This is a genomic window from Photobacterium halotolerans DSM 18316 (assembly GCF_000425165.1).
GTDB lineage: Bacteria > Pseudomonadota > Gammaproteobacteria > Enterobacterales > Vibrionaceae > Photobacterium > Photobacterium halotolerans.
Genome location: NZ_KE384325.1, coordinates 118,471 through 142,290, shown reverse-complemented (window position 1 = coordinate 142,290; position 23,820 = coordinate 118,471). Strand labels below are relative to the sequence as shown.

Genomic DNA, 23,820 nt, shown 5'->3' with positions numbered 1-23,820 from the left:
AATCGGCCAGATATGTAACCTGACGGCAAAAATAGCACTTAGATGCATTTACTCTTTTAAGGATTATCTGGCGCAGATATCATCGTGGAGCTGGAATGCGAGAGCTTCCAAGAGAGACTCCGAATACATTAGCGCAAACCACTCCCGTTAAAATTGTAGTTGCAAAAACGGGGCGGACCATACATTTTTGCCTTAAAAGAGTACCTGGCGCGCATCAGACAATGTCAATTGAGCCACAGAACCCAATGCGCGACAAACTCACCCAACCCCAGCGCAAAAAAAAATCCGAAGCAACCGCTTCGGATTTTTCAGAGAGTAAACGGAAACCCTTACTCACCGTAAATATCAAACTTAAAGTACTTACCGGCAATACGGTCATAGGTACCATTTTCACGGATAGCCTGAATCGCTTTGTTGAATTTATCCGCCAGAGCTTTGTCTGTTTTACGCAATGCCAGGGCTGTTCCCTCGCCAATGTAGGCTTTGTCTGTGACCGCTTCACCGACAAACTCGAAATTCTGGCCTTGCTCTTTTTCCAGAAAAGCCAGCGCAAGCTGATCCGAGTTACCAAAGGCGGCATCGAGACGGCCGGTAGTTAAGTCCAGATACACTTCGTCTTGCCCTGTGTAACGCTGAATTTTCGCTACATCGCCATACATGTCAGTGACATAACGGTCATGAATAGTGCCCAGCTGAACACCGATCTTTTTCCCTTCCAGGCCGGCTTTATCTATGCTGATACCAGCATCGCTACGAGCAACAAACCGGGCCGGAGTCTGATAATACTTGTCGGTAAACAATACCCGCTGCTTACGTTCCTCTGTGATACGCATGGATGCCATGATGGCATCTGACTTACGGGCTAACAGCGACGGAATCAAACCGTCCCAGCTCTGCGTTACCCAAACGCAGTCCAGTTTCGCTTCCTCACAGAGCGCATCGGCAATTTCAATATCAAACCCTTTCGGAGTACCATTCGCGTCTTTGTAGTTAAATGGCGGGTAAGTAAAATCGGATGCTAAACGTACCGGTTTATCCGCTGCCTGAACATTCGCCATCATTGCTGTTGCCAGGATCAGACCCAGACCTAGTTGCTTTTTCATTGTTATCCCCTCTTACACTGTCGTGTTTATTCTTTAATTTAATGGATACTCTTTTAACGCATCCAGTGTTTCTTGCATGCTGGCTCGGGTTCCGATAGAAATACGGACACAGCGAGCCAAGCGCGGGTCATGAGCCTGATTACGGGTGACTATGCCTTTTTGCAGCAGGTACTGATAGAGGCAATCGTCGGTACTGAATTTAATCAGCACAAAATTGGTGGAAGACGGATACACCTGCTCGACAAAAGCCAGCCCTGCCACTTCTTCAGCAAACCAGTTTCGAATGGAAACCAGCTCATCCGCCTGACGACGCATGGCCGCAAGCCCTTCTTCCTGTAGCGCTTTTTTGGCAACCAGCGCACTTGGATCCGCTATCGGATAAGGCGGAATCAAGCGTGCAACATAATCCATCACACTCGTATCAGCCAGTAAAAATCCCACTCGGATCGAGGCCAGTCCGAAAGCCTTGGACAGGGTGCGAATCACAACAAGATGCGGATAATCGGCAATCAGATCAACCACACTGGTGTGCGGTGCAAACTCAATATAGGCCTCATCAACCACCACCAGGGTGGACTCTTTGCTTGCTTCAAGCAAAGCCACGATTTGCTCGTGAGGAATAACGTTACCTGTCGGATTGTTAGGTGAACATAAAAACAGAATTTTACTGTCTTTCAGGTGAGGGGTAATCGCCTCCTCATTCAGACTGAAGTCCTCAGCCAAGGGGACTTTCACTGTGTTCACTGCAATCGAATCGGCACAGAACTCATACATTGCATAGGTAGGCGGGCAGACAATAATTTGATCATTACCCGGCTGGCAAAATGTCCGAATCAATAAATCGATTCCCTCATCGGCCCCGCGAACTGCCAGCGATTGACATTGCAACGCTGCACCACCCATGGCATTTTTGCTGTATTCCAGGTATGCATTTTCAATAACGTGCGGAAGAAAATCAGGGTAGCGATTGTAACTCTCTGATTCGCCGTAACGCTCACTCTGCTCCAGCTCGTTGGCATTCAGCCAGATATGCCCTTTCCCGCCGATGCGGCGAGCAGACTGATAGGGTATGAGGTTTTTTACTACCTCTGGCACTAATTTCGTAGCTAGCGACGTCACAACACACCTCTTCGCAATGCATGAATAACAAAATTAAGCCCAGATTTATGATTAATCATTCAACCTGAGGATCTTTATATTTCCTTTTACATAAATTAAACAAATAAATTTGAAATAAGAATCGAAAAGTCGGCATACTAGCCATGAGAAAAACGCATAGCTTGAGAGGTTTGATTCACCAATGCGCCTACCTTCAACCCGAGAGCTTCAGGCTTTCCTGATAACCGCTGAACACTTAAATTTCACAATGGCCGCCAAGCATCTGAATGTCACCCAAGGTGCCGTCAGCCGCCAGATTCTGGCTTTGGAGGAACAATTGAAAGTCAGACTGTTTCAGCGCCATGCCCGCGGGCTGACGCTGACCAGCAAAGGGCAGGCTTTTTTGCCCATGGTGCAGCATGTCATGACCCAACTGCAAAAGGCGGTCGATCAGGTGTCGAATGAGAAACAGCAAATCAAGCTGAAAGCGCCCAGCTGTATTACCTCCTGGTTGCTGCCAAAACTGATGTCATTTCAGCAGACCCATCCTGACATTGATGTCGAGTTAACTTCCGCTATCATGCACAGCGTGAATTTCTCATCCGAACCTTTCGATGCGGCAATCTGTTATGACGATCAACCTCCCCATAAAGAAGTAAAAGCCTTTCGTCTGTTTGATGAATACTTGTCACCCATGTGCTCGCCGGTTTTATTTCAGCACTCTCAACTGCCCGTTTCGCCGGAGCAGCTCAGTCAGCATACCTGGCTGCATGCAACACCACAGCATACCGACTGGCGGTTATGGCTGACACACATGGGCTATGCAGGAAAACACGCCATCCAGAACCAGCGGTTTGCCACGCTCGATCTGACGGTCAGCGCGGCCATTCAGGGCTTTGGTATCGCGGTAGGCGATGTTGAGCTGGCCAAGCAGGACTTAGATGCAGGCCGGTTAATCATGCCCTGTCCGCAAAGTGTGCCTTCGGGTAAGCGGTATTATCTGGTTCGGCCGAACGTGACCCCGAATGCATCCTTGTCTCTGCTGTTTGACTGGATTCTCAGTGACATTCCGCCCGCCTCAGTCTGAGGCGGCAGACTGCAAAAACTGCATGCGTTGCTGCTCTTCCGGCGTAGGGGTGTACGGTTCATGGCTCAACAGAGACACGTCTATGGTGCCCAATGGCCAGACGGGTTTCTGGCTGATGCCATATTCCGTTTTTTCGCCGGGAAAGCCCGACATTTTCTCCACCTGAAACGTTCTCAGTTCATAGTCATCTGTGCCGGACAGGACACTGTTGTGCGCTTTCAGTGTTAAAGCGTGTTCACCGGTGGAAAGCGATTGCCTGGCGGTCAGAACGGCGACAGGCTTCCCGCTCAGTGTATAAAGGTTGGCTCTGACACGGTATATCCCTTCACGCTTGACTAACAAGGTGACCGGAATGCTCACATCAGCACGCTCGGAAACAGGCTTACCCACCGAAACAATTTCTGCTACCGGTACGTAGTAGCGAAAATCAGCGGTGAGTATGTCTGACCCGGTTGTGAAGTGAATGTTTGCCCTGGCACGTATCTCTGACGGCCAGCTCTCGTCAGGCTCAAAGACAATCTTGTTGCCCAGTGATTGTTCAGCGGCCAGCTTTTGCTGTGTGTCTATATCAATTAACTCAACAGATACCGACTCGACCGGCAAACTGCTCTGCACCGTCAGGCTCACGGGGGCCGGATAAAAATGCCGGAAGGCATCAGGAGATAACGACGCAGTATGATTGCCGTCCATGACGGGCGCCTGCACCGGTACATACCGGTTCGGCTCAAGCCACTGAGTATCCTGAACCGATAGCGGCCTGGAGTAAGACGGATAAGTCAGCTCTGCGGCGTATACGCTTGAAATCAAAGCAAACTGCTCAGCCATATTGACGGGAAGCGTTATCTCCTTGCGCTCAGATGCTGCTTCTCTGTTATCTGGAGCCGATAAGTGGGATTTCACTATTACAGGCCGGGGTGCCACCGGCTCGGCCATATTACTGGTACTAACAGTTTCTCTGGCTGCAACCTGCACAGATTCCGTATCCGTGTGCTGAGCTGGCCAAATGCTATAGATAGCCAACAGCAAAACAGCGGTACCCGGCAGCACAGCGGCTATCATCCTTTTCTTTTTCATAGCTAACCTGCTGAGAATGGCTTTGGCCTGCGCCAAAGCCATGAAGAGATCATAAGAAAGAATGCACAATTTCAGACATAGTCAGGGTGTCTGATCCATCGACATAACGGTAATAGGCGCCATTGAGCCAATACCACTCATCGGTATAATTCACGCGGACACTTTTTCCATCCAGCAAGCTGACCTGCTCCGCAGCCGTTGTGACTTGCCCTTCATGCTGATTATCGATCAGGCCACTGTGGCTGTACCCTTCTCCCATCAGCAATGGGTAGTGATAAGGCATGAACTGGCTGACACCTCGAGACTGTGTCGCCAGCTTACCGTTATAACCCACATTCACAGAACAACTGTTAAAATCCCCCGCGTTACTGGCACCGCATGCGGAATGACTGGCCACTACCCCGTCATCATTACCAGGCAGATACCCTGAAGTAACTCCAAGATAATCACTGCTGTCACCGGTAAAGCGAATTCTGGGTACTCGGCTGTCCGGCAAGGCCGCAAGCTGACGCGCATTGGCAACACGAAGGTCGTTCAATACGCCCGTATTATTACTGCTGGGTGTTTCTCCCAGCCACAAAGAGACCGCGTATTTCAGCATGCTGTTCCAGGTACCGCTGCCTTCAGCAACATTCACTGCCATGTCACCTAATTCAGATCCGCCGCCAGCACCTGCAAAATCAAATGTTGCAACGATATTAAGGGGTTCCAGACCGGCATTTTCCAGCCAGTTAGCCTGGTTATCAATCAGATAGCGTGTCACCAGATCACCGGTTGAATGAGTGACAAACACACACCCCGGTTTACATAAGCCTTGCTCCGAGAAAGCCTTCAGCTTAGGCCATACGTAATCTGTCGATATTTTTCCCGTAATCCGTTCCTGAGAAGGCCAGTCAATGCGGGCATCGGCACGGGATTGCCAATAATCTTGCCAGTACGAGGCCCCGTCCAGATTAACCTGACTGCTGTCGGGTTTAGATTGCAACTGGCCAGGCTGGAAACCATGAACCAATACGAGTTTGTAATCGCTCATCGCAGCCTGAGCAGAGCCGGCCGCAAGGAGTGATGCAAAGGTGAGGTAGATAGAAAGTGTCTTCATAGTCATTCTTCTTAGTTATCAATACTATTCTTTGATGTGGCGCAACAGTCAGTTCAATTGCACTGCATCTAGTATTTGCGACTACGAGCATTTTTTATCTTCTTTATGTTATAAATTTGATCAACATCATAACTTTTTTATAACAAAATGAGCACAAGAACGCATAAACATGCGCACTTTCGAAAGGGAAAATGTTTGATAGTTTATGAATTTGACTTATTTTTCAGACAATTAAAGAAAGCAGAATGATTTAAACAGCGCCTGTCTTGAACAGCACCAGAGAACAAAGAAAACAAAGACAACAGAAAGCCGAGTTATTTCACCCGCATAACACGATGCTGGCTATCGCCTAATGTAAACTCAAGCACCTGAGAGCGCTTCATACCCTCTACGTCACTCAGCATCGCTTCGCTGTAACCTTTCTTGCTCATCCACTGGAGCGGGGTTGTAAAGCTGTCCTCACTCACAATGAATGACGCATCCTGGAAACGGCTTTCGCGGACGTTGACGACCCAGATTCTCTGTTGATAGTCCATCACGGACTGAAAAGCCGTCAGCAGTCGCTGCCATCCGCTGTTTTTTGGTCTGTTCAAACGTCCTCCTATAATTAGGGTATCTATCAATAACAGCCACACGTTAAAACTTGTCTGCCGAATTGCAAAGACTTTCTACGTCAATTCTTCCTGCATGCCAAATAAACCTGATGAATGTCTCGCAATGCTGCGATAAGACGTTAGAATTTATCAACATACAGCTTTAAATGGCCTATCGGCTGTGGCTGATTCACACGACAGGATTCACTTATGCTCCGCTCAATGACTAAACACCTGATTTTTGCGACTGTTATGGCCTCTGCATCAGCGACTTTCACCACTGTGCAAGCCGCTGAACCTGAATGTCCGCCCTTGTTAAATCATCAGTTCACTAAACTCAACAGCGCAGACTCTGTGAATTTATGCCAGCAATTTCAAGGTCAGGTTCTGCTGGTAGTGAATACCGCCAGCCAGTGTGGTTTCACCCCTCAGTACGAAGGGCTTGAAACTTTGTATCAGACTTACAAAGACCAGGGGTTTGCTGTTATCGGTTTCCCGTCCAACGACTTCTTCCAGGACAGAGGCAATGAAGAAAACACGGCAAAAGTCTGCTATCTGGATTACGGCGTCACGTTTCCCATGATGAATCGCAGCGCTGTTCGCGGCAGCGACGCCAACCCTGTGTTTAAGCAACTGACCAACGACTCAGGCATCACACCCAAATGGAACTTCTACAAATATCTGGTCGATCGCAATGGCAAAGTATTCACCGTTTTTGCCAGTACGACCAAACCGAACGATCCTAAGCTGACGCAAAGTATCGAACAATTACTGACGCAAGCTCAGTAACCCGACTGCCTGTTTTTGGCCTGCTGCGACTTTTTTCTATGACCCGAATCGCATCAGGCCAACGCTTTGCCATTTTCCGGCTTATTTTTGATTTCACCCCTTGTTCTTTCACGAACAACCTGCGATCTTATCGCCATTCTTTACGTTCCATCGCATCGTAACCATGTCAGGACACACCATCAAAGGTATCCCTTTAATTCAGGCTTCAGCCCTGTCTCTTATTACGCTTTCCGTTGTTTACCCGTTTTCAGCCTTGGCTGACAATCGCCCAGAGCTCAGCACTGAACAGATGTGTTCACAAGTGGGCCATATTGAACTGGCAGCACTAACGCCGGCAGACCGGGAGGCTTATCTTCAGGCACAGGCTGATAACACACTGTATCAAGTGTGGGAAATAGCAGAGAAGGTCTCAACGGGTTCAACGTACCACCTGACAGAAAAAAATCAGCTTACGCTACAGCTCATCTGCGAAGGCGGATTTGCGCCTGCGGAAGAAAAGTATGCTGTGCAGGATGCGTTTGATCATTGGCAACATAACCAGCCATTCACATTTGATTTGTGCCAGTACATCACTAGCGGTGTTGGCTCGGCATTCTGTGCCAATCGCTTTGCCGGTGAACAATACATCGAGAGAAAGCAGCGACAGGATACCGCTCTCCGGCAGCTTTCGGCTTCTCAGCAGCAGACCATCAGAAATGCGGTCAGAATGGCCGAAGACTTCTTTGAGCACAGAGCCATGCACGAAGAACTTCATGGTGGCAGCAGCCATACGGCTTTTCGCATTGAATCAGTGGCGAACCAAAACGACAGATACCTGTCGCAAATTCTGGACACATTAGCGGGAAGCCAGCCAGAAGACATTCCATCGTTAGATGAAGCCGATTCCACATTAAGCCAGACTTATGACCACCTGATTCAGCGCCTGAAAATGGGGCCGATTGAAGACTTTAATCTGGAAGTTACCGCTCAGGATGTTGAAAGTGTACAAAGAGCCTGGCTGATTTACAGAGAGCAAACCGCAATGATGCTGGCTTCTCTGAACACTAACCTGACCATTCAGGACTGGCAGGGAATACTCACGGCTGAACGCAACCGGCAGTTATCTGAAATGCTGGAATACATGGATTTAGATAAACGCTGATTTGTTCTGATTCCTTGCCTCCCGTTATCCAGTTTCAGCCACCAGCCCCGATATTACACCTGGGCGGGTGGCTGCGATGACAACGGTAATAACCTAGTTAACCGGAATACAGAAACTGGTATCACAAATATCATTGTCTTCATCAACGCTGTGGTACAGCTCAAAGCACGGTCGCCCACAATCAAACTGCAGATTGCTGTCTGCCGCCACCTCCTGATGTAATTGCTGCCAGTACATCCCGTATTGCGTTTTGTCCGTCACTTGTTTGCGTAACGTTGCGTAATCGCCACCCGGTAAATGAGTCAGCGCAATCGGGCCTTCTACTTGGGTGCTTTCAGGCACAGTGATACCGACACGGGTGCGGCATTCTTGCGGTGGTGTTTTTTCCACATCATCAAGGTAGACGAAAATACACTGTCCTCCCTGCAACCCTTGCTGCGCCGCCCAGCCAAACAAGGTATGTAATGCAGGATCATAGTTCTCACCGTATGGTCCCTTTACTTCGACATAAGCCAGCCAGTTCGCCGACAATTTTTCCTTTTGCATTATCATTCTCCGGTTAATGAGCAACAAAAAAGCACTGTATAAATATACAAGTCACCTCTGATCTGTCAATGTAGCGAACTGGTATATTTCGGCATTGATGCGTATTGTTTAATCAGCGTCACACAAAGCAAATGACTGATTAACTCAATGATAAAAAAGGAAAACACAATGGGGCTACTGGATAAACTACTGGGCAATGCCGGCGAAATGGCGATTCCTGAAGCAACGCAAGAGCTTCAGATCATTCTGGGGCCCAATGAAAAGATTGAGCTGGCCTACAAACTGATAAGAGACATGTTGATCCTGACCGACTGCCGTTTAATGCTGATAGACAAACAAGGTATGACAGGGCGAAAAGTGGAATATCGCTCCATACCCTATAAGTCGATCACCATGTTTGTGGTTGAATCAACGGGCAATTTTGACTTAGACGCAGAGTTGAAAATCTGGATTTCAGGCCAGCATGATCCAATCGGTATGGAATTTGGCAGCAAAACCAATATCTACCAGCTACAAGGGTTGCTTGCCAATAAAATTGCCGGGAAATAGTCCCGGCTCAGTCAGATCAGTAACAAGCCGGAGAACAAGCGAGGCTAATTATCAATATTTAAGGTGTGCTTCAGCCAGTCTGCAATATCTTTAACCTGTTGCATACACACCTGATGTTCCATCGGATAAACCCGCCACTGAGGGTGAAAACCCAGCTCCTGTAAATCCTCTACTGCCGCTTTCCCCATGGACGGCAGCACCACAGGATCATAACTACCATGCATCACTTCGATAGGCAGTTGGCGATTAGCCGGTGCCACATCAATGCTTTTAGCGGTCGGAAAATAGGTGGACAGCGCCAGCAAACCGGCCAATGGGTGCGGATAGGTTAACGCGGCCTGATAGGCCACTGCTCCTCCCTGAGAAAAGCCGGCCAGAATGATCCGATCACTCGCAATGCCCCGGCCACGCTCACGGTCAATCAGATCCGCCACTTTGTCGGCAGATTCCAACAATTGTTCTTTGTCCAATTTCCGGCCGATACCCATTTCGAGAATATCGTACCAGGCCGGCATCACCATTCCACCATTAACCGTCACGGGCATCGACGGTGCATGAGGAAAAATAAAGCGCACAGGGGAATGAGCAGGTAACTTTAATTCAGGTAAAATGGCTTCGAAATCATGGCCATTCGATCCCAATCCATGCAGCCAGATAACAGAAGCAGTGGGTTTGACCTTAGGATTGACTTCAACGCAGTCTAATTGAGGCATGATAAATTCCTTATCAATCAGTTCTGTTGTCCATGTTACGCAAGTTCGCCAATGCTGACCAGCACGCATTTCTCATATACAATCAGACGCAAAGCATTCAAAAGGAAAACCGTGAATACAGACAAAAGTCGTTCGAAGAGTGACGATTTTCTACATGAAGGACCTCACATTGAAACATGACATACTGATTTTTGATCTGGACGGCACCCTCAGTGATCCCAAAGAGGGGATCGTTAAATCATTCAATTACGCCCTCACCCATTTCGGACTGTCTGCATTGCCCGAGCAAGAGATAGCCAGCTACATTGGCCCGCCGCTGGACAAAACCTTTATCGCGTTAACGGGCAATCATGACCCACAGTTCATCGCCGATCTGGTGGCCCGCTACCGCGAGCGATACGCAGACATAGGTTATTCTGAAAACCGGCTTTATGACGGCGTGAAAGACACCCTGCTTGCCCTGCACAACCAGAAAATACGTATGGGTATCTGCACATCAAAACGTGCTGACTTTGCCAGACAGATTCTGACGCTGTTCGGCCTGGACAGCCTGTTCGAATTTATCAATGGTGGCGATGTCGGGATTGAAAAGTGGCAGCAACTGCAAGACTTGCGGCAGCGAGCCACTATCAGCCAGCATTCCCTGATGATTGGCGACAGAGCGGTTGACCTGACAGCGGCCCACAAAAATGGCCTGCAGTCTGCCGGTGTGCTCTGGGGCTATGGATCAAGCAAGGAATTGGAAACTGAACATCCCGCCTATTTGTTTGACACACCAGCACAATGGCTGCAACTGGTTCAGTAACCGGTAATCGTATCACTAAACGCAAGGAATCCTCTGTTATGACAAGGAATACAGAACGGTTTTCAGACCGGGTTGATGACTATCTGAAATATCGCCCCGGCTACCCGCAGGCCTTGATCGAGACGTTAGTGTCCCAAACCCGTCTCGATAACCAGTCACATGTAGCCGACATTGGCGCAGGTACCGGTATACTGACAAAAATGCTGCTCGATAAAGGACTTCAGGTGAGCGCCGTTGAACCCAATGACGCCATGCGGTTTGCAGCTGATCAGCATCTGGCAGAATACGCCGGCTACACCAGTTTGGCCGCACCTGCTGAACGCACAGGCCTGGCCGATGCGTCCATTGATCTGATCACCGCCGCCCAATCTTTCCACTGGTTTTGCAATGAGCAAACCCGCAGCGAGTTTCAGCGTATTGCCAGACCAGGCGCGCATCTCGCATTAATATGGAACCAGCGCAAGCTCTCCACGCCGATTCAGCAGCACTATGATGACCTGCTGACCCAGTACGGCACAGATTACACCAGCGTCAATCACATGAATCTGACCGACGGCGATCTCAGTCATTTCTTTGCCGATGGCCAAATGCAAAAACTGGCCTTTGAATACCGGCAATATTTTGATTTAGACGGTTTTATCGGCAGAGTGCGTTCGGCTTCTTATTGTCCGCCACAAGACAGCGCCGCTTACCATGCGCTCACTGATGCCCTGACGGTTTTATTTAACGCCCACCAGGTCGACGGGCAGCTGACCTTCGAGTACGACACCTACCTCTATCTGGGTAAAGTCTGCAAATCATGAATCATCCACAAACAGCGGGTACTGTATCCGCTGTTTGTCCTGACCGCTTGCTGGCCGCTTTATCCGAGCCGCGCACCGACGGGAATATCCTGATCCGGCACCGCCAGCACGACAGAGCCATCTTCGCGGTAGAATCCGGTGACCAGACATTCCGACATGAAGGGGCCGATCTGCTTGGCCGGAAAGTTAACCACTGCCATTACCTTTTTACCAACCAGCGTTGTTGCGTCATACAAGTCGGTAATTTGCGCACTGCTTTTGCGCTGGCCTATGTCCTCACCAAAATCCAGCCAGAGCTTATACGCCGGCCGCCTTGCTTCCGGGAAAGCTTCAACGGCAATGATCTGTCCGACTCTGAGATCCACTTTTTCGAAATCCTGCCAGCAAATATCCATATTTTTCCTGCCTCACTGATGAAAAGAGGTTAGAAATTAACGCAGAATTATTCCGTCGTTTTTGCTGAAAAGCCGGTTTAATGTTGCCAGAAGCCGGACTCTCACCGTCGGCGAATCTGTCGGGGCGTTTCCCCCCAATACGCCGAAAAACGGCGGCTGAATGCTGACACATCCGTAAAACCTACCCGCTCGGCAATCAGGGAAACTGGTAAATCTGAATGCGCCAGCAGCGCTTTGGCTTTTGTCATGCGCTGAGTGAGTAAGTACTGCCCCGTTGTTATTCCCATATGCTGTCTGAACAGCGTCTTGAACTGGCTGAGACTGAGACAGGCCAGTGCCGCCAGTTCGCTAAGGGACGGCGTTCGACTGATATCTTCATTAAGAAAGCGTACGGCTTCACTTATCCGGCTATCACGACAAGCGGGAATGACCTGATTCTGCAATAAGTGCTCAAAGAGCGCTGACATTGACTCTATCAAACCGGGCTGTGCCGACTGTGCCAGCTGTAGCTCCAGAAACTGGCAATAGGCGACCAGTTCAGGCGAGGTCGCAAACACAGGTCGGGCTAACTGCTGCATGCTCTCTGGCAAGCTATCCAAATCTGCAACCAGAAAGCGGCATTTTTCATCCGCTTTAAATTCATGCACTTTTTCCGCCCGGATAACCACGCACTGCCCGGGCCCGACCTTTCCTGAAAAATCAGGCAATGTCATGGTTATATTGCCATGAAGAGGAAGCACTAACTGATGATACGTATGTAAATGAGCACGTATCACCAGGGAGTAACTTCGAATGGATAGCCTGACCGTCATATGAACTATGCCTTTGTATTAAACGCTGCCTACCATAAAAATCTTGCATCAGATCTGACAGGATTTTTTTGGATAACCAGTTAAACAACTATGCTTTACGTTAGGTTGAGCAATTTAAAGTGTGACAGGATGACAGAAGCCCTTGCCCCAGACAAACAGCGTGGAATCAGTATTGTGATCCCCTTATTTCCGGACTTTTGCCTACTGGATGTCAGTGGCCCACTAACGTTGCTGAACGCGCTCGAAGAGGAGATCACAGTGACTCTGGTTTCTGATAACGCCTCAGCCGTTATCAGTGAGCAGGGTGTCAGCCTGATGACCGAGGCCGACTTTAATGACGATCTGTTCTGCGATCTGTTACTGGTGCCCGGTGGCAAAGGTGTCAAAGCCAGTCTGAATCACCCTCAGCTGATCCAATGGATAAGCCGCCAGGGCCGCAAAGCCCGAATTCGCTGTGCCGTCTGTACCGGATCGGCACTGCTGGCTCAGGCCGGGCTGCTGGATCACAAAGCCGCCACCACCAGCAAACACCAGTATCACTGGGTCAGTGAGCTCAACCATAACGTGAAATGGCAACCTGTCGCCAGGTGGGTTCAGGATGAGAACACCTTCACCTCATCCGGTACTGCCGCAGGTCTGGATATGTCACTTGGCCTCATCGCCTTTTTAATGGGAGAGGAAGCGGCACGTAAGGTTGCCATTGACGCAGAATACCTGTGGCGCAACGATCCGGACGACGATCCTTTTGCACCACTTCATCTGGTCGAGTGAATCAGTCGTCTGATTCCCACATCACCACAACCTCATCCGCGATGGCTGATTCCAGCATCTCAATCAGCGGTCGGGCTCTTGTCATCATGCTGATCTGTGGTTCTTTATCTTCCCAGGGATCCTCTTCCGCTTCTGTGTCAGCCTGTTGTGCCGCTTCTTGCTTTTCCGCTTCTGCCAGCTTACTTTGCAGATTCAACAACGCTTGCGGCACGTCATCAACATCAATAATACCGGGAATATTTTCGCAGTATCCCATCATATGGATCAGTTGTTTTGCCACATCGCCAAACATGGTGATGTTGGCACTGGCTTGGGAGTGAAAGGTAATTAACATACGTCGTCCTCTTATTGTTCAACATTGGCTACGGCTTTGGCTTTATCTCGCCGGGCAAACACATAGCCGGCTATCACACCGGCCAGTGCGCCGGACAAATGACTTTCGTAGCTTATCCAGCTATGTGCAGGAATGATCCCCGTCAGCATCGGACCGTAAAAAAACATCACAATCAAAGCAATAGCCATCGACTTTAAGCTCCGCCTGAGTACAGCATAAACCAGCAGGTACGCCCAGAGCCCGTAGATAATACCGCTTAAACCTATGTGGTAATGCATGCGGCCAAATAACCACACGCCTGCCCCGCTGACCGCCCAGCTGATCATAAAAACAGAAATCAGTCTGGCTGCCCCTGAACGCGACACCAGATAAGCCAGGGCTGAAAATGACACCATATTACTGAACAGGTGTGCCCAGGAGCCATGGATAAACGGATAGGCTACCAGGCCTATCGCATGGTTCAGGTGTCTTGGCAGCAGGCCATAATCCAGCAGATAACCATTCAGCAGTACATTGACAACCTGTACAGCAAAACAAACCACGACGACCGCGCCAATAAAACAGATAGTGTCTTTATTACTTTGATCCAACAGGTTCTCCTTCAGAGGGGTCTTTAGAAAGTATAAGCCTGCTGAACAGATAAGCCCATGGATTTATTACCAAAATGACTGGCGTTGCCGATAGGGTTTATCTGCTTTATTACGCTGCCTGTACCCGGCGATGTGAAAATTCTTCCCCAGGATCAATCTCAGCTGGCTGATGGTTTCTCTGGCCAGCAAATACCGTTCGCTGCGTGACCAGCTGCTGGTTGTGGTGGATTTGATGGCAGCAATCGCATCTGGCGACGCCTGACAAAACTGCTGAGCCAGCACTTGCGCAGCCTGGCGTGGGTTATCATGAATTTCCGTGACCAGGCCAAGTTGCTGTGCGCGAGAGCCGGATACGATTTCGCCGGTCATAGTGAGCTTCATTGCCACATCTTTTGCCACCAACTCGCGCAGTGACAGCAAACCCGCCATATCTGGCACCAGACCCCAGCGTATCTCCATGATCGACAGTTCTGCTTCCGGTGTGGCAAAACGAAAATCGGCCCCCAGCACTATCTGCATGCCACCGCCGTAACAGCGGCCTTCTATCGCTGCAATCACTGGCACAGGAATCCGGCGCCAGTTGCGCGATACCCGCTGGGCGAGATTGGCATTGCCCGGCATCCATTTCTTCAGCACCCCCAGGACCTTACCCGGTGAGGTCGCCACACTCTTAACATCCAGGCCGCTGCTGAAGTTACCGCCCTCACCGGTCAGAATGATGGCACGAATATCTTTTCGCTTGCGCAAAGACCGGCTGACGCTATCCAGTTCTTTGAATAACCTGATATCCAGCGCATTCAGTTTATCGGGCCGGTTTAACGAGACAGTTACAATACCCTCTTCTTCTGTTACCAAAAGCCGTTGCCAGTTTGACATGTTACATCCTTGTTTGTTATCTGGTCAGTCCAGATAAGTGTACCTGACTGATTGATAAAATCAGCTGGTAGATGATGAAACTCTGGCCGGTGCCACACAGGCGCTACTTCTTTACAGCCTGATACCCCATGACATCAGCAAATCGCTGCCAGTTGGCAGAGTCCGGGCTGGTAAGCGGCTGATAAACATGTACAACCGCGGTTTCACCTGCCGGAATGCACCTTTGCCCCGTCATGGCAATGGAAGCACTAAAGAGCGGTACATCTGCCGCCTGGCACCATTCCCCTTCCATCCGGCCCTTTTGACGACGACAAAACGCCTGAATGCGCGCTTGGTAGTCTTCAGCTGAAAAATCACCGGACAGGCACCAAATACCTTCGTACTCTGCATAGCCGTCAATCGGATGAAAAAGAAGGCCGGGGATCGCTGATGTATCTGCCCGTTCTGCTTTGTCTGATTCGGCATCACTTGCTCTGGTCTGATCGATAAAGTGAACTGACAGACTGATAATGTCTGTCTCAGCTCTCTCTGCCACAGGATTTTCCGCCAACAGGCGGCCACCAGCAGCAACGAAGATGATTAGCACAGCAAAACAACCACCTGCGACTTTCATTACTGCTCCCGGATGAAAAATGTCAGTGTCAGATGTATTGATTATAGAAGCCGCCAAAACGCTATACTCAAAGCAACCGGGATCCAATCAGATAGCGAGGGTAATGGCATGAGAGCTTTATTACTGATATTTATTCCCAGCATCCTGATCCTGCTGAGCGGGTGTAGCGCCAAGGTGTCCACTGACTACAATGCCAACGTCGACTTTAACCAATACAAAACCTTCCAGTTTGCTGAACCCGGAAAATCCTCGATTGTCAGCCTTGATAAAGCGCGGCTGGAAGACACCATCAAACGGGAATTAAGATACAAAGGCTTACAGCCAATACAGGAAACAGAGCCAAAGGCTGATATCACGGTTCACCCCTATATCCGGGAAATGACAGATTTTGACTCTTACGGCACCTCATTCGGATTCGGTGTCGGTTACGGCTACAGCAGCATTGCCTATTCAGCCCCTGTCCGGTTTCGTGAATACACCTATGGCAAGCTGATCGTTGAATTAATTGATAACAAAACCAACAAAGTCATCTGGCGTTCTATTTCCCGCCGCCAGCTGACAGAAAGCATGACCCCGACAGCCAGAGACAACTTCATACAGGAACAGGTCAGCGAAATGTTCACACAGTACCCGCCTGGTCAGGGCGGCTGATATCACCTCAAACGCCATACCTGAATGCAAAAAAGCGAGAGTCCGGTCAGACTCTCGCTTTTTCAATCATCGCTGGCACTGAGTGCTAGCGCCGCTATCAGATCATGACTTCTGACGACGCTGCTCGACTTTCTCTGCCAGCTCACGCAACACGCTTTCAGTGTCTTCCCAACCAATACAGGCATCCGTGATGCTCTGGCCGTAAGTGGCCACCTTACCATCAACAATATCCTGACGGCCTTCAACCAGATGACTTTCTATCATCACCCCGAAGATCGCTTTGTTGCCGCTGGCAATCTGCTGACCCACATCTTCTGCAACCAGAATCTGGCGCTTGTACTGCTTCAGGCTGTTAGCATGGCTGAAATCGATCATCACTTTCTGACGATGACCTGCATTTTCCAGCTGATCAACCACCGCATTCACATGCTCCGCGCTGTAGTTTGGCTCTTTACCGCCGCGCAGAATGATATGGCAGTCTTCATTACCCGCCGTCGATACAATCGCGGAATGACCGAACTTGGTGACCGAAAGGAAATGGTGTGGCGCACTGGCGGAACCGATAGCATCAGTGGCAATTTTGATATTGCCGTCTGTACCGTTTTTAAATCCCACCGGACAAGACAAACCTGAGGCCAGTTCACGGTGAACCTGAGACTCAGTAGTACGCGCACCGATTGCCCCCCAACTGATGAGATCACCCATATACTGTGGTGTGATCATGTCCAGGAATTCACCGGCTGTCGGCATGCCCATATCGGTCAAATCGAGCAGCAGTTTACGGCCCATGCGCAAGCCGTCATTTAACTGAAAGCTGTCATCCATATACGGGTCGTTAATCAAACCTTTCCAGCCAACTGTGGTACGTGGCTTTTCAAAGTAAACACGCATAACAATTTCCAGACGATCTTTCAGTTCGTCACGCAGTGTTTTCAGGCGGGAGCCATACTCGATAGCCGCTTTGGTGTCGTGAATGGAACAAGGGCCAACCACTACCAGCAAGCGATCATCTTCATCATTCAAAATGTTATGAATGGCTTTACGCGCTTCATAAACAGTTTCAGATGCGTTTTCAGTGGCCGGAAACTTTTCCAGCACCGCAACTGGCGGTAATAATTCTTTAATTTCTTTAATTCTTACGTCGTCTGTTTTGTGCATACTGCTTACTTCCAATTACATATCGTGGCCTGATATGGTCAGTATCAGGCCGATCATCTACTCCAACAGGCATTTAACTTATCGCCTTCATCCTGCATGTGCAAACGCTAATTGAAAATGAATGACAAACGCTATTCTGACACTTTCAGCCTGATTTTCATGCCATTCGCCAACACAGACCTGTGAGACGATATTTACGGGCATTTTTCCTGTATCGCCCTAAAATACTCTGCCTTTCAATTGTTATGCAGCAGATTGCGTTTTCAGAGAAAAATTATGCCTTTTGAAACAAATGTTTCCATTCAGGCCAAAGTGCAGCCAGATCGAGATGCTTTTCGATTTCATCAGCCAGCCGTTCGATGTTTTCCGCTTTGATTTGATCCATGTCTGGCGTCTGGCAGTCTGATAAACCCGCCCAGTTCAAAATAGCGCTGCAGGCTGAGGGTTTATCAAACACGCCGTGTAAATAAGTACCGAAAACCTGATCATCGACACCAACTGCACCGTCGGCAATACTTCCGCTGTCTGTGTGCAAATGAACCGGTGCTGAGTCCAGCGTCACACCTGATGTCACCCCGGCGTGAATTTCGTAACCACTGACCTCAACCGACGGCATGCCAGGCAAACGTAGTGTGCCCTGAGAGCGTTTGAGCTGCTTTTCGGGCTCCAGCACGGTCGACACAGGCAGGTAACCGAGCCCCGGGCTTTGACCCGGTTCCCCTTCCAGGCCATGCGGATCGGAGACCCATTCGCCCAGCATCTGGTAACCACCGCAAATTCCCATAACCTTGCCGCCAAGGCGCAGATGCCGGGCAATCTGCTTATCCCAGCCCTGTTCACGCAGATAAGCTAAATCGCTGCGCACGCTTTTGCTGCCGGGCAGAATAATCAGATCGGCAGCAGGCAATGGCTCCCCTTTGCCAGTCAGGTGAACATTGACCTGCGGGTGCATCCGCAGTGCATCAAAATCGGTATGATTACTGATTCGGGTTAGCACAGGCACCACAACCTGCAGGGGTTTGTCTACTTTTGCCACCTGCTGGACAGAAATCGCATCTTCCGCTTCGAGCATCAGGCCATGCAGATAAGGCAATACACCCAGCACAGGTTTGCCGGTTTTCTGCTCCAGCCAGTCAAGCCCGGATTGCAATAAGGTGATATCGCCGCGAAAACGGTTAATGACAAAGCCTTTTACTCTGGCCTGCTCTGACTCAGACAACAACGCCAGCGTGCCGTACAGATGCGCAAAAACGCCGCCGCGATCGATGTCAGCCACGATAATGACAGGCACATCGGCAGGCTCGGCGAAGCCCATATTGGCGACATCGTTTTCGCGCAGATTGACTTCAGCCGGACTGCCGGCCCCTTCAATCACCACGGTGTCGTAGCTCTGCTGCAGGCGGGTGAAAGATGCCAGAATAGAGGGCAACACAAACTGCTTGTAGCCCTGAAAGCCAATGGCATCCATGTCCTCGACCGCCCTGCCCTGCACGATCACCTGGGCGGCAGTGTCCGTGTTCGGTTTGAGCAACACCGGATTCATATCCACTGTTGGCTCAATGCCGCAGGCGAAGGCCTGAACTGCCTGGGCGCGACCAATCTCACCGCCATCAGCGGTGACAGCACTGTTCAGTGCCATGTTCTGCGGTTTGAACGGCGCGACCTGAATGCCTTTTCTTGCCAGCACCCGGCACAATCCGGCAACCAGCACACTTTTTCCTGCATCAGATGTAGTCCCCTGAACCATCAGGGCACGAACTGTTGATTGCATGTCTTTTCTCTCGTTGAATGTCAGTGACACCGTAACTCATCGTTTGGCGTCGTGTCGGATATGCCAGAAAGGCGGTTCAATGAAAAAAGCAGCCAGTGATGGTCACTGACTGCTTTTGGCTATTCCTGTTGATTCAGCTTGCTAACGGATCCACACTTTCAGCCGGGGCTTTTTTAGACCAGTACGCCGCCAGCATTGAACCTGAAATGTTATGCCAGATTGAAAACAGCGTACCGGGTATCGCCGCAACCGGGGAAAAGAATTTCATCGCCAGTGCCGTCGCCAGACCGGAATTTTGCAAACCCACCTCAATGGCAATAGTACGGCAGACTGTCTCGCTGAATCCCAGCAAGCGGCAGGAAAAATACCCGGCAGCCAGACCAATCCCGTTATGGAGAATCACCGCCAGTGCAATCACCGGCCCGATTTGCGTCAGACTGTCAGCATTGAGCGCCACGACAATCGCAATGATAATGACAATGGCAACCACAGACAGCAAAGGCAATACAGGCACAAGCCGGCGGGTGAAACCCGCTGCAAAATGATTAATCAGCACCCCGCCCAGCACAGGTAGCAAGACCATTTTTACCAGACTGGAGAGCATCGCCATCATAGGAACTTCGACACTCAACCCCGCCAGGGAGCCGGTCAGCAGCGGTGTCAGAAACACACCGAGTAAGGTCGACATCGCCGTCATGGTGATAGACAGCGCAACATCCCCTTTGGCGAGGTAGCAAATCACATTGGATGCAGTACCACCGGCGACGCTGCCCACCAACACCATACCGACGGTTTGCTCAGGGTTAAAGCCCAATGCCAGGCTGAGCACTATGGCCACCAGCGGCATGACGGTAAACTGCAGCAGTACGCCGACACTCACCGCACGTTTATTCTGTACGACCGCCAGAAAATCCGTCGTTTTCAGCGTCAGCCCCATTGTTAACATGACAAATGTCAGCAAAGGCACGATTGCGGTTTTCAGCTCAACAAAAAAAGCCGGTTGAACATAGGCATAACCGGACAGCAGCACGGCCCACAGCGGAAAAAGTCTGATCACAATCCCTAGCATCTTGTTCTCTCAATTACTCTCACGTCATTCCATGGTGTGCCGGAAAAATGGCAGTAAATGGCCTGTGACTTCTTCCGGTTGTTCCAGAGGGGTTAAATGGCCCGCCTCTGCAATCAGCTCAAGACGGCTTCCTGTCACACCATCCAGCATCAGGTTCGATTCCAGCACAGAACGAATTCTGTCTTGCACGCCCACTAACAGCAGGCATGGAAGCGCAAAGTTTTCGGCATCCTCAAAACTGTCCCGGCGACCAAACCACATGCGCCCAGCCTGTGCCAGCGCACTGACCGAACCGCCCTGATATTGCGCTAAACGGGCACGAAACGGCGCAGCCAGTTCAGGCTGGCGCTGTTCTGCATCCTGGCCGAACTGTAAAGGGGTAAAGAAATCGATAAATGCCTGGCTGAAACACTGAGCAGATTCTGCCTCCCGTAACAGCGCCTGATATTTCAGGTTAACCACTTCAGGCTCCAGGCCGGCAAAACTGTCCAGCAGCGCCAGGGCCTTCACTTTCGCGGGGGCCAGGACACCCAGTTCAATCGCCCAGCTCCCGCCCAGCGAGTGGCCAGCAATGCCCACTTGTTCTATGCCAAGGTGTTCCAGCAATTCATTGATCACACAGGCATAATCTGCCAGTGTTGCGCTGGCGGACGGAGCAGCATCGGATTCGCCGTGTCCCCAGAAGTCCGGCACGATACAACGAAAAGACTGACTGAGCGCTGCTGTCTGATGTTGCCACATAGTGCTGTCCCACAGGTAAGCATGGCCGAGAAGGATCACCGGACCCTGCCCAATGTCCTGATAACTGATGCTCTTAAATCGATGCCTTTGCTGCGGGGAAATACCGTTCATTGTTGCTCCAAGTCTTCTTTTGTACTTATACCAATCTGCATAAGTCTTTGATCATTCTTGCTGGTTAAAACCGCAAATCACGGCTTTATGGATTTTGTCGTTAGAACCACCAGCGAGCTGCAATCCATGCCTTGTTCTAAGCGATTTTTCCTGCGCAATGATCTGAACACTGACTTATTCAGATTGGTATTAATTCTGCTCTGCCATAGTCGCAGGTGTGAATTTCGCGACCACTTTATGCATGCCTTGCTGGAAACACAGCCAGGCCATCAATCCGGCGGCAAGGTTACCAAACATCGACCCGATAAACAGGCCCTTTATTCCGCCAAAATGCGCGCCCAGCCAGATCAACGGAAGGAAACAGGCAAATAACCTTAAACAGGAAATCACCAAGGCCCGCATCGGCATCCCCAGCGCATTACTCACCGACACCATCAGCATACACACCCCAAGCGGACCAAGGCTGACGGGCACCCAGCGAAGATGAAGAGAAAGAAGCTGGCTGACGGATGGATCACTGCTTAACACGGACGGCAGCCATACCGACAACATCAGCAAAATCGCAGCGATCGCAAACTGCCAGACCAAGATAAATTTCACCGCCAGCCGGATTAATGCCGTAATTGACGCCATGTCTTTCCGGCCCAGACAACGGCCCACCATAGGTGGCATAGACATAGTGAGCGCCAGTACCACTACAATAGAGAAAAACTCCAGTCGGGATCCTAACGCCCAGGCGGCAACGGCAGCAGCACCGAACCCGGCCACCAGTTTTGTTGCCAGCATGGAAGCCAGCGGCGGCATCAGCTGGCTGAGCATGGCGGGCGCCATAATGTTCAGGAGCTCTTTTATCGATGCCATAACCTGCAAACCCTGCCAGTCCAGCGACATCCAGTGCCGTTTGATTACGACAGGAAACATCGCCAGCATACCAATGGCAAAGGCCACTATGGTTGCTATTGCAGCTCCGGCAAGTCCCAGATCCAGCGTGAAAATAAAGAGCGGATCCAGCACCATATTCAGGACGCTGGTCACCACCATCATGATGCCGGGTAACACAGTGTTGCCATTAGCACGGCACAAACTGTAGGCAAAATAGACCATGGCACCCAGCCAGGCACTGCACAGCCAGTATGGCCAATAAGCATCAATGAGTGGCCGGACATTGTCCGGAGCGCTCAGCAATGAAAGAATCGGTCCTCTCAATAACCAGAGGGCTATCCCGACAACAGCAACGATCAGTGCACCGGTCAGAACAACCAATCCGCCTAACTGCTTGGCACGCTGCTCGTCACCGCTGCCGAGCACCCGTGAGATCACCGCCGTTGTGGCGATACCCAGGCCAACCTGAAGACCAATAATGATCATTTGTATTGGTAGTGTGAAACCCTGCGCAGCAAGAGGCAATACGCCCAGCTGTCCGATGAAAGCACTGTCGACCAGCTGAAAACTCATCAACGAAAGCACACCGAACATCATCGGCCAGGTCATGGAAAACAGCTGTCGCGACAGCGAACCTGTATGGGTAGAATCAGTGGCATTAGATTGGGGCATAGTCAGAAATTCGTCAGAAAAAAGAAAAGTGTAAAGGGTTGGTACGTCAGTTCGAAGACAGTGCGTCAAAGTAGTCGGAAAAATCCCCGCCAATGTGGCAGGGATCAAGCGCTGATGAAACTCAGAAATTAGTTAGTTACTAATGTCACCAGATCGGCAGGACGATAATACACAGATTTCAGGACTTTCCCCTGGCGTATCACTTTGTCTTCCAGCTCTACATCTCTGGCACATTTAGCAATGATGTAATCGCCTTTCTGGTTACCCGTGATCTCTACGCCCTGCTTGGCATAAAACGCCTGTGTTTCCGCAAATTCCTGCTCGTTACGGCACACCTTACTCATGTTGCTGGCATGCACTTCGTCCCAGCAGGGAACAAAATCGATATTCAGTCGTTTGGCAATTTGCAGCAACAGATCAATCATATAACTGATACCCGGATTATCCTGCACCTTGCTGTCACCCAGGTGCACCAGTCGGCCCATCAGCACATAGACAGTGTCAACAATGGCATCAGCCTGTTCAACCAGAGAATCAGCTTCCGCCAGTTCCGTCAGCTCTTCTACTGCCAGTGAGGTATGTAACTGGTCCATTTGCTCATTCAGCGTCGATGGATTTTCAATGTCCAGATCAAACGTAGTACGAAACTCTCTAATGTCACGATACAAGTGGTCAAACAATGCCTGATCCAGCACAGTCAGTTTCATACTAAATTCCTCATCAATCAATCGTCATCGTGCGAAGCGGAAAGTCGCTGCATCCCCAGTCAATGAAGGTGGCGCCGCCAGCTACACGGTTAAAAGTCGGCGAATGGTATCACACTCATACCCAGCTTTCATTGTTCTTGACCGGCCACAAAAATACGATAGCGCCGCGGTCAAATGAAACCCTGGCAATATTCAACTTATGCATTACACCCTGCCGCATATGCAATAGTGATTTGTGACATAAATCACTGAACTGATTCGTTTGTC

The 23,820-nt window shown here is 50.1% G+C and carries 27 protein-coding genes; 8 read left to right on the top strand and 19 right to left on the bottom strand.

The features are described 5' to 3' along the window. Positions 1 to 329 precede the first annotated feature (329 nt). A complete protein-coding gene (locus tag H511_RS0121880; RefSeq protein ID WP_036760193.1) occupies positions 330 to 1,103 on the bottom strand; it encodes an ABC transporter substrate-binding protein in 774 nt (257 codons plus the stop codon). A gap of 33 nt (positions 1,104 to 1,136) precedes the next feature. Next, positions 1,137 to 2,222 carry a histidinol-phosphate transaminase gene (gene hisC, locus H511_RS0121875; protein WP_027254267.1) on the bottom strand — a complete coding sequence of 362 codons (1,086 nt, stop codon included), beginning with the start codon at positions 2,220 to 2,222 and terminating at the stop codon, positions 1,137 to 1,139. Between the two features lie 181 nt (positions 2,223 to 2,403). Here hisC and H511_RS0121870 point away from each other — a divergent pair, with 181 nt between their 5' ends. After that, a complete protein-coding gene (locus tag H511_RS0121870) occupies positions 2,404 to 3,288 on the top strand; it encodes a LysR substrate-binding domain-containing protein (protein ID WP_027254266.1) in 885 nt (294 codons plus the stop codon). Here the strand turns inward: H511_RS0121870 and H511_RS23935 are convergent. The 3 genes from H511_RS23935 to H511_RS0121855 all read right to left on the bottom strand — a co-directional run bounded on the left by H511_RS23935 (position 3,280) and on the right by H511_RS0121855 (position 5,997). After that, positions 3,280 to 4,362, bottom strand: coding sequence for a hypothetical protein (locus H511_RS23935; protein WP_155804990.1), 1,083 nt, complete (start codon positions 4,360 to 4,362; stop codon positions 3,280 to 3,282). The genes H511_RS0121870 and H511_RS23935 overlap by 9 nt on opposite strands. Positions 4,363 to 4,411: 49 nt before the next feature. Further along, positions 4,412 to 5,461 (bottom strand): hypothetical protein, encoded by a 1,050-nt coding sequence (locus H511_RS0121860; protein ID WP_027254265.1) that lies wholly within the window; start codon positions 5,459 to 5,461, stop codon positions 4,412 to 4,414. Positions 5,462 to 5,775: 314 nt separating this feature from the next. Continuing rightward, complete coding sequence (locus tag H511_RS0121855) at positions 5,776 to 5,997, bottom strand: hypothetical protein (RefSeq protein WP_051288360.1); 222 nt, start codon at positions 5,995 to 5,997, stop codon at positions 5,776 to 5,778. Between the two features lie 267 nt (positions 5,998 to 6,264). On the opposite strand from H511_RS0121855, the gene H511_RS0121850 reads away from it, so the two are divergent. Both H511_RS0121850 and H511_RS0121845 read left to right on the top strand, forming a co-directional pair. After that, positions 6,265 to 6,843 carry a glutathione peroxidase gene (locus H511_RS0121850; RefSeq protein ID WP_420028987.1) on the top strand — a complete coding sequence of 193 codons (579 nt, stop codon included), beginning with the start codon at positions 6,265 to 6,267 and terminating at the stop codon, positions 6,841 to 6,843. A gap of 163 nt (positions 6,844 to 7,006) precedes the next feature. Continuing rightward, positions 7,007 to 7,984, top strand: a complete 978-nt coding sequence (locus tag H511_RS0121845; protein WP_027254262.1) for a hypothetical protein — start codon at positions 7,007 to 7,009, stop codon at positions 7,982 to 7,984. A gap of 93 nt (positions 7,985 to 8,077) precedes the next feature. Here the strand turns inward: H511_RS0121845 and H511_RS23930 are convergent, their stop codons facing one another. Next, the gene (locus H511_RS23930; protein ID WP_051288358.1) at positions 8,078 to 8,530 is read right to left on the bottom strand and encodes an AraC family transcriptional regulator; all 453 of its coding nucleotides are present in this window, start codon (positions 8,528 to 8,530) and stop codon (positions 8,078 to 8,080) included. Between the two features lie 168 nt (positions 8,531 to 8,698). On the opposite strand from H511_RS23930, the gene H511_RS0121835 reads away from it, so the two are divergent. Continuing rightward, positions 8,699 to 9,079, top strand: a complete 381-nt coding sequence (locus H511_RS0121835) for a PH domain-containing protein (RefSeq protein ID WP_027254261.1) — start codon at positions 8,699 to 8,701, stop codon at positions 9,077 to 9,079. Positions 9,080 to 9,123: 44 nt separating this feature from the next. Here the strand turns inward: H511_RS0121835 and H511_RS0121830 are convergent, their stop codons facing one another. Then, positions 9,124 to 9,792 carry an alpha/beta hydrolase gene (locus H511_RS0121830; RefSeq protein ID WP_027254260.1) on the bottom strand — a complete coding sequence of 223 codons (669 nt, stop codon included), beginning with the start codon at positions 9,790 to 9,792 and terminating at the stop codon, positions 9,124 to 9,126. Positions 9,793 to 9,961: 169 nt separating this feature from the next. Between H511_RS0121830 and H511_RS0121820 the strand changes: the two genes are divergently transcribed. Continuing rightward, positions 9,962 to 10,597: an HAD family hydrolase gene (locus tag H511_RS0121820; protein WP_202602085.1), complete on the top strand. Its 636-nt coding sequence runs from the start codon at positions 9,962 to 9,964 to the stop codon at positions 10,595 to 10,597. Positions 10,598 to 10,635: 38 nt separating this feature from the next. Beyond that, positions 10,636 to 11,400 carry a class I SAM-dependent methyltransferase gene (locus H511_RS0121815; protein ID WP_027254258.1) on the top strand — a complete coding sequence of 255 codons (765 nt, stop codon included), beginning with the start codon at positions 10,636 to 10,638 and terminating at the stop codon, positions 11,398 to 11,400. A gap of 59 nt (positions 11,401 to 11,459) precedes the next feature. Here the strand turns inward: H511_RS0121815 and H511_RS0121810 are convergent, their stop codons facing one another. Together H511_RS0121810 and H511_RS0121805 are read right to left on the bottom strand one after the other, a co-directional pair. Next, the gene (locus tag H511_RS0121810) at positions 11,460 to 11,795 is read right to left on the bottom strand and encodes a tRNA-binding protein (protein WP_027254257.1); all 336 of its coding nucleotides are present in this window, start codon (positions 11,793 to 11,795) and stop codon (positions 11,460 to 11,462) included. Between the two features lie 101 nt (positions 11,796 to 11,896). Further along, complete coding sequence (locus tag H511_RS0121805) at positions 11,897 to 12,508, bottom strand: helix-turn-helix domain-containing protein (protein ID WP_248616638.1); 612 nt, start codon at positions 12,506 to 12,508, stop codon at positions 11,897 to 11,899. Between the two features lie 228 nt (positions 12,509 to 12,736). On the opposite strand from H511_RS0121805, the gene H511_RS0121800 reads away from it, so the two are divergent. Next, a complete protein-coding gene (locus H511_RS0121800; RefSeq protein ID WP_036760187.1) occupies positions 12,737 to 13,378 on the top strand; it encodes a DJ-1/PfpI family protein in 642 nt (213 codons plus the stop codon). Between the two features lies 1 nt (position 13,379). Here the strand turns inward: H511_RS0121800 and H511_RS0121795 are convergent, their stop codons facing one another. The 4 genes from H511_RS0121795 to H511_RS0121780 all read right to left on the bottom strand — a co-directional run bounded on the left by H511_RS0121795 (position 13,380) and on the right by H511_RS0121780 (position 15,791). Then, entirely contained in the window at positions 13,380 to 13,712 is a 333-nt protein-coding gene (locus tag H511_RS0121795; protein WP_027254254.1) for a DUF1840 domain-containing protein, read from the bottom strand. Positions 13,713 to 13,723: 11 nt separating this feature from the next. Further along, entirely contained in the window at positions 13,724 to 14,302 is a 579-nt protein-coding gene (locus H511_RS0121790) for a rhomboid family intramembrane serine protease (protein WP_027254253.1), read from the bottom strand. Positions 14,303 to 14,368: 66 nt separating this feature from the next. Further along, positions 14,369 to 15,178, bottom strand: coding sequence for a crotonase/enoyl-CoA hydratase family protein (locus H511_RS0121785; RefSeq protein WP_027254252.1), 810 nt, complete (start codon positions 15,176 to 15,178; stop codon positions 14,369 to 14,371). Between the two features lie 103 nt (positions 15,179 to 15,281). Continuing rightward, the gene (locus tag H511_RS0121780) at positions 15,282 to 15,791 is read right to left on the bottom strand and encodes a hypothetical protein (RefSeq protein ID WP_027254251.1); all 510 of its coding nucleotides are present in this window, start codon (positions 15,789 to 15,791) and stop codon (positions 15,282 to 15,284) included. Between the two features lie 108 nt (positions 15,792 to 15,899). On the opposite strand from H511_RS0121780, the gene H511_RS0121775 reads away from it, so the two are divergent. After that, positions 15,900 to 16,442 carry a DUF4136 domain-containing protein gene (locus tag H511_RS0121775; protein WP_027254250.1) on the top strand — a complete coding sequence of 181 codons (543 nt, stop codon included), beginning with the start codon at positions 15,900 to 15,902 and terminating at the stop codon, positions 16,440 to 16,442. Between the two features lie 102 nt (positions 16,443 to 16,544). On the opposite strand, the gene aroG is transcribed toward H511_RS0121775, so the two are convergent. The 6 genes from aroG to H511_RS0121745 all read right to left on the bottom strand — a co-directional run bounded on the left by aroG (position 16,545) and on the right by H511_RS0121745 (position 23,553). Beyond that, entirely contained in the window at positions 16,545 to 17,600 is a 1,056-nt protein-coding gene (gene aroG / locus H511_RS0121770) for a 3-deoxy-7-phosphoheptulonate synthase AroG (RefSeq protein WP_027254249.1), read from the bottom strand. A gap of 274 nt (positions 17,601 to 17,874) precedes the next feature. After that, positions 17,875 to 19,371 carry a cobyric acid synthase gene (locus tag H511_RS0121765; RefSeq protein ID WP_027254248.1) on the bottom strand — a complete coding sequence of 499 codons (1,497 nt, stop codon included), beginning with the start codon at positions 19,369 to 19,371 and terminating at the stop codon, positions 17,875 to 17,877. A gap of 133 nt (positions 19,372 to 19,504) precedes the next feature. Continuing rightward, positions 19,505 to 20,440, bottom strand: coding sequence for a bile acid:sodium symporter family protein (locus H511_RS0121760; RefSeq protein ID WP_027254247.1), 936 nt, complete (start codon positions 20,438 to 20,440; stop codon positions 19,505 to 19,507). A gap of 24 nt (positions 20,441 to 20,464) precedes the next feature. Continuing rightward, positions 20,465 to 21,292: an alpha/beta fold hydrolase gene (locus tag H511_RS0121755; RefSeq protein ID WP_051288357.1), complete on the bottom strand. Its 828-nt coding sequence runs from the start codon at positions 21,290 to 21,292 to the stop codon at positions 20,465 to 20,467. A gap of 189 nt (positions 21,293 to 21,481) precedes the next feature. Then, on the bottom strand, positions 21,482 to 22,846 hold the full coding sequence (locus H511_RS0121750; protein ID WP_036760185.1) for an MATE family efflux transporter: 1,365 nt from the start codon (positions 22,844 to 22,846) through the stop codon (positions 21,482 to 21,484). A gap of 128 nt (positions 22,847 to 22,974) precedes the next feature. Further along, the gene (locus H511_RS0121745) at positions 22,975 to 23,553 is read right to left on the bottom strand and encodes a nucleoside triphosphate pyrophosphohydrolase family protein (RefSeq protein WP_027254244.1); all 579 of its coding nucleotides are present in this window, start codon (positions 23,551 to 23,553) and stop codon (positions 22,975 to 22,977) included. Positions 23,554 to 23,820 lie beyond the last annotated feature (267 nt).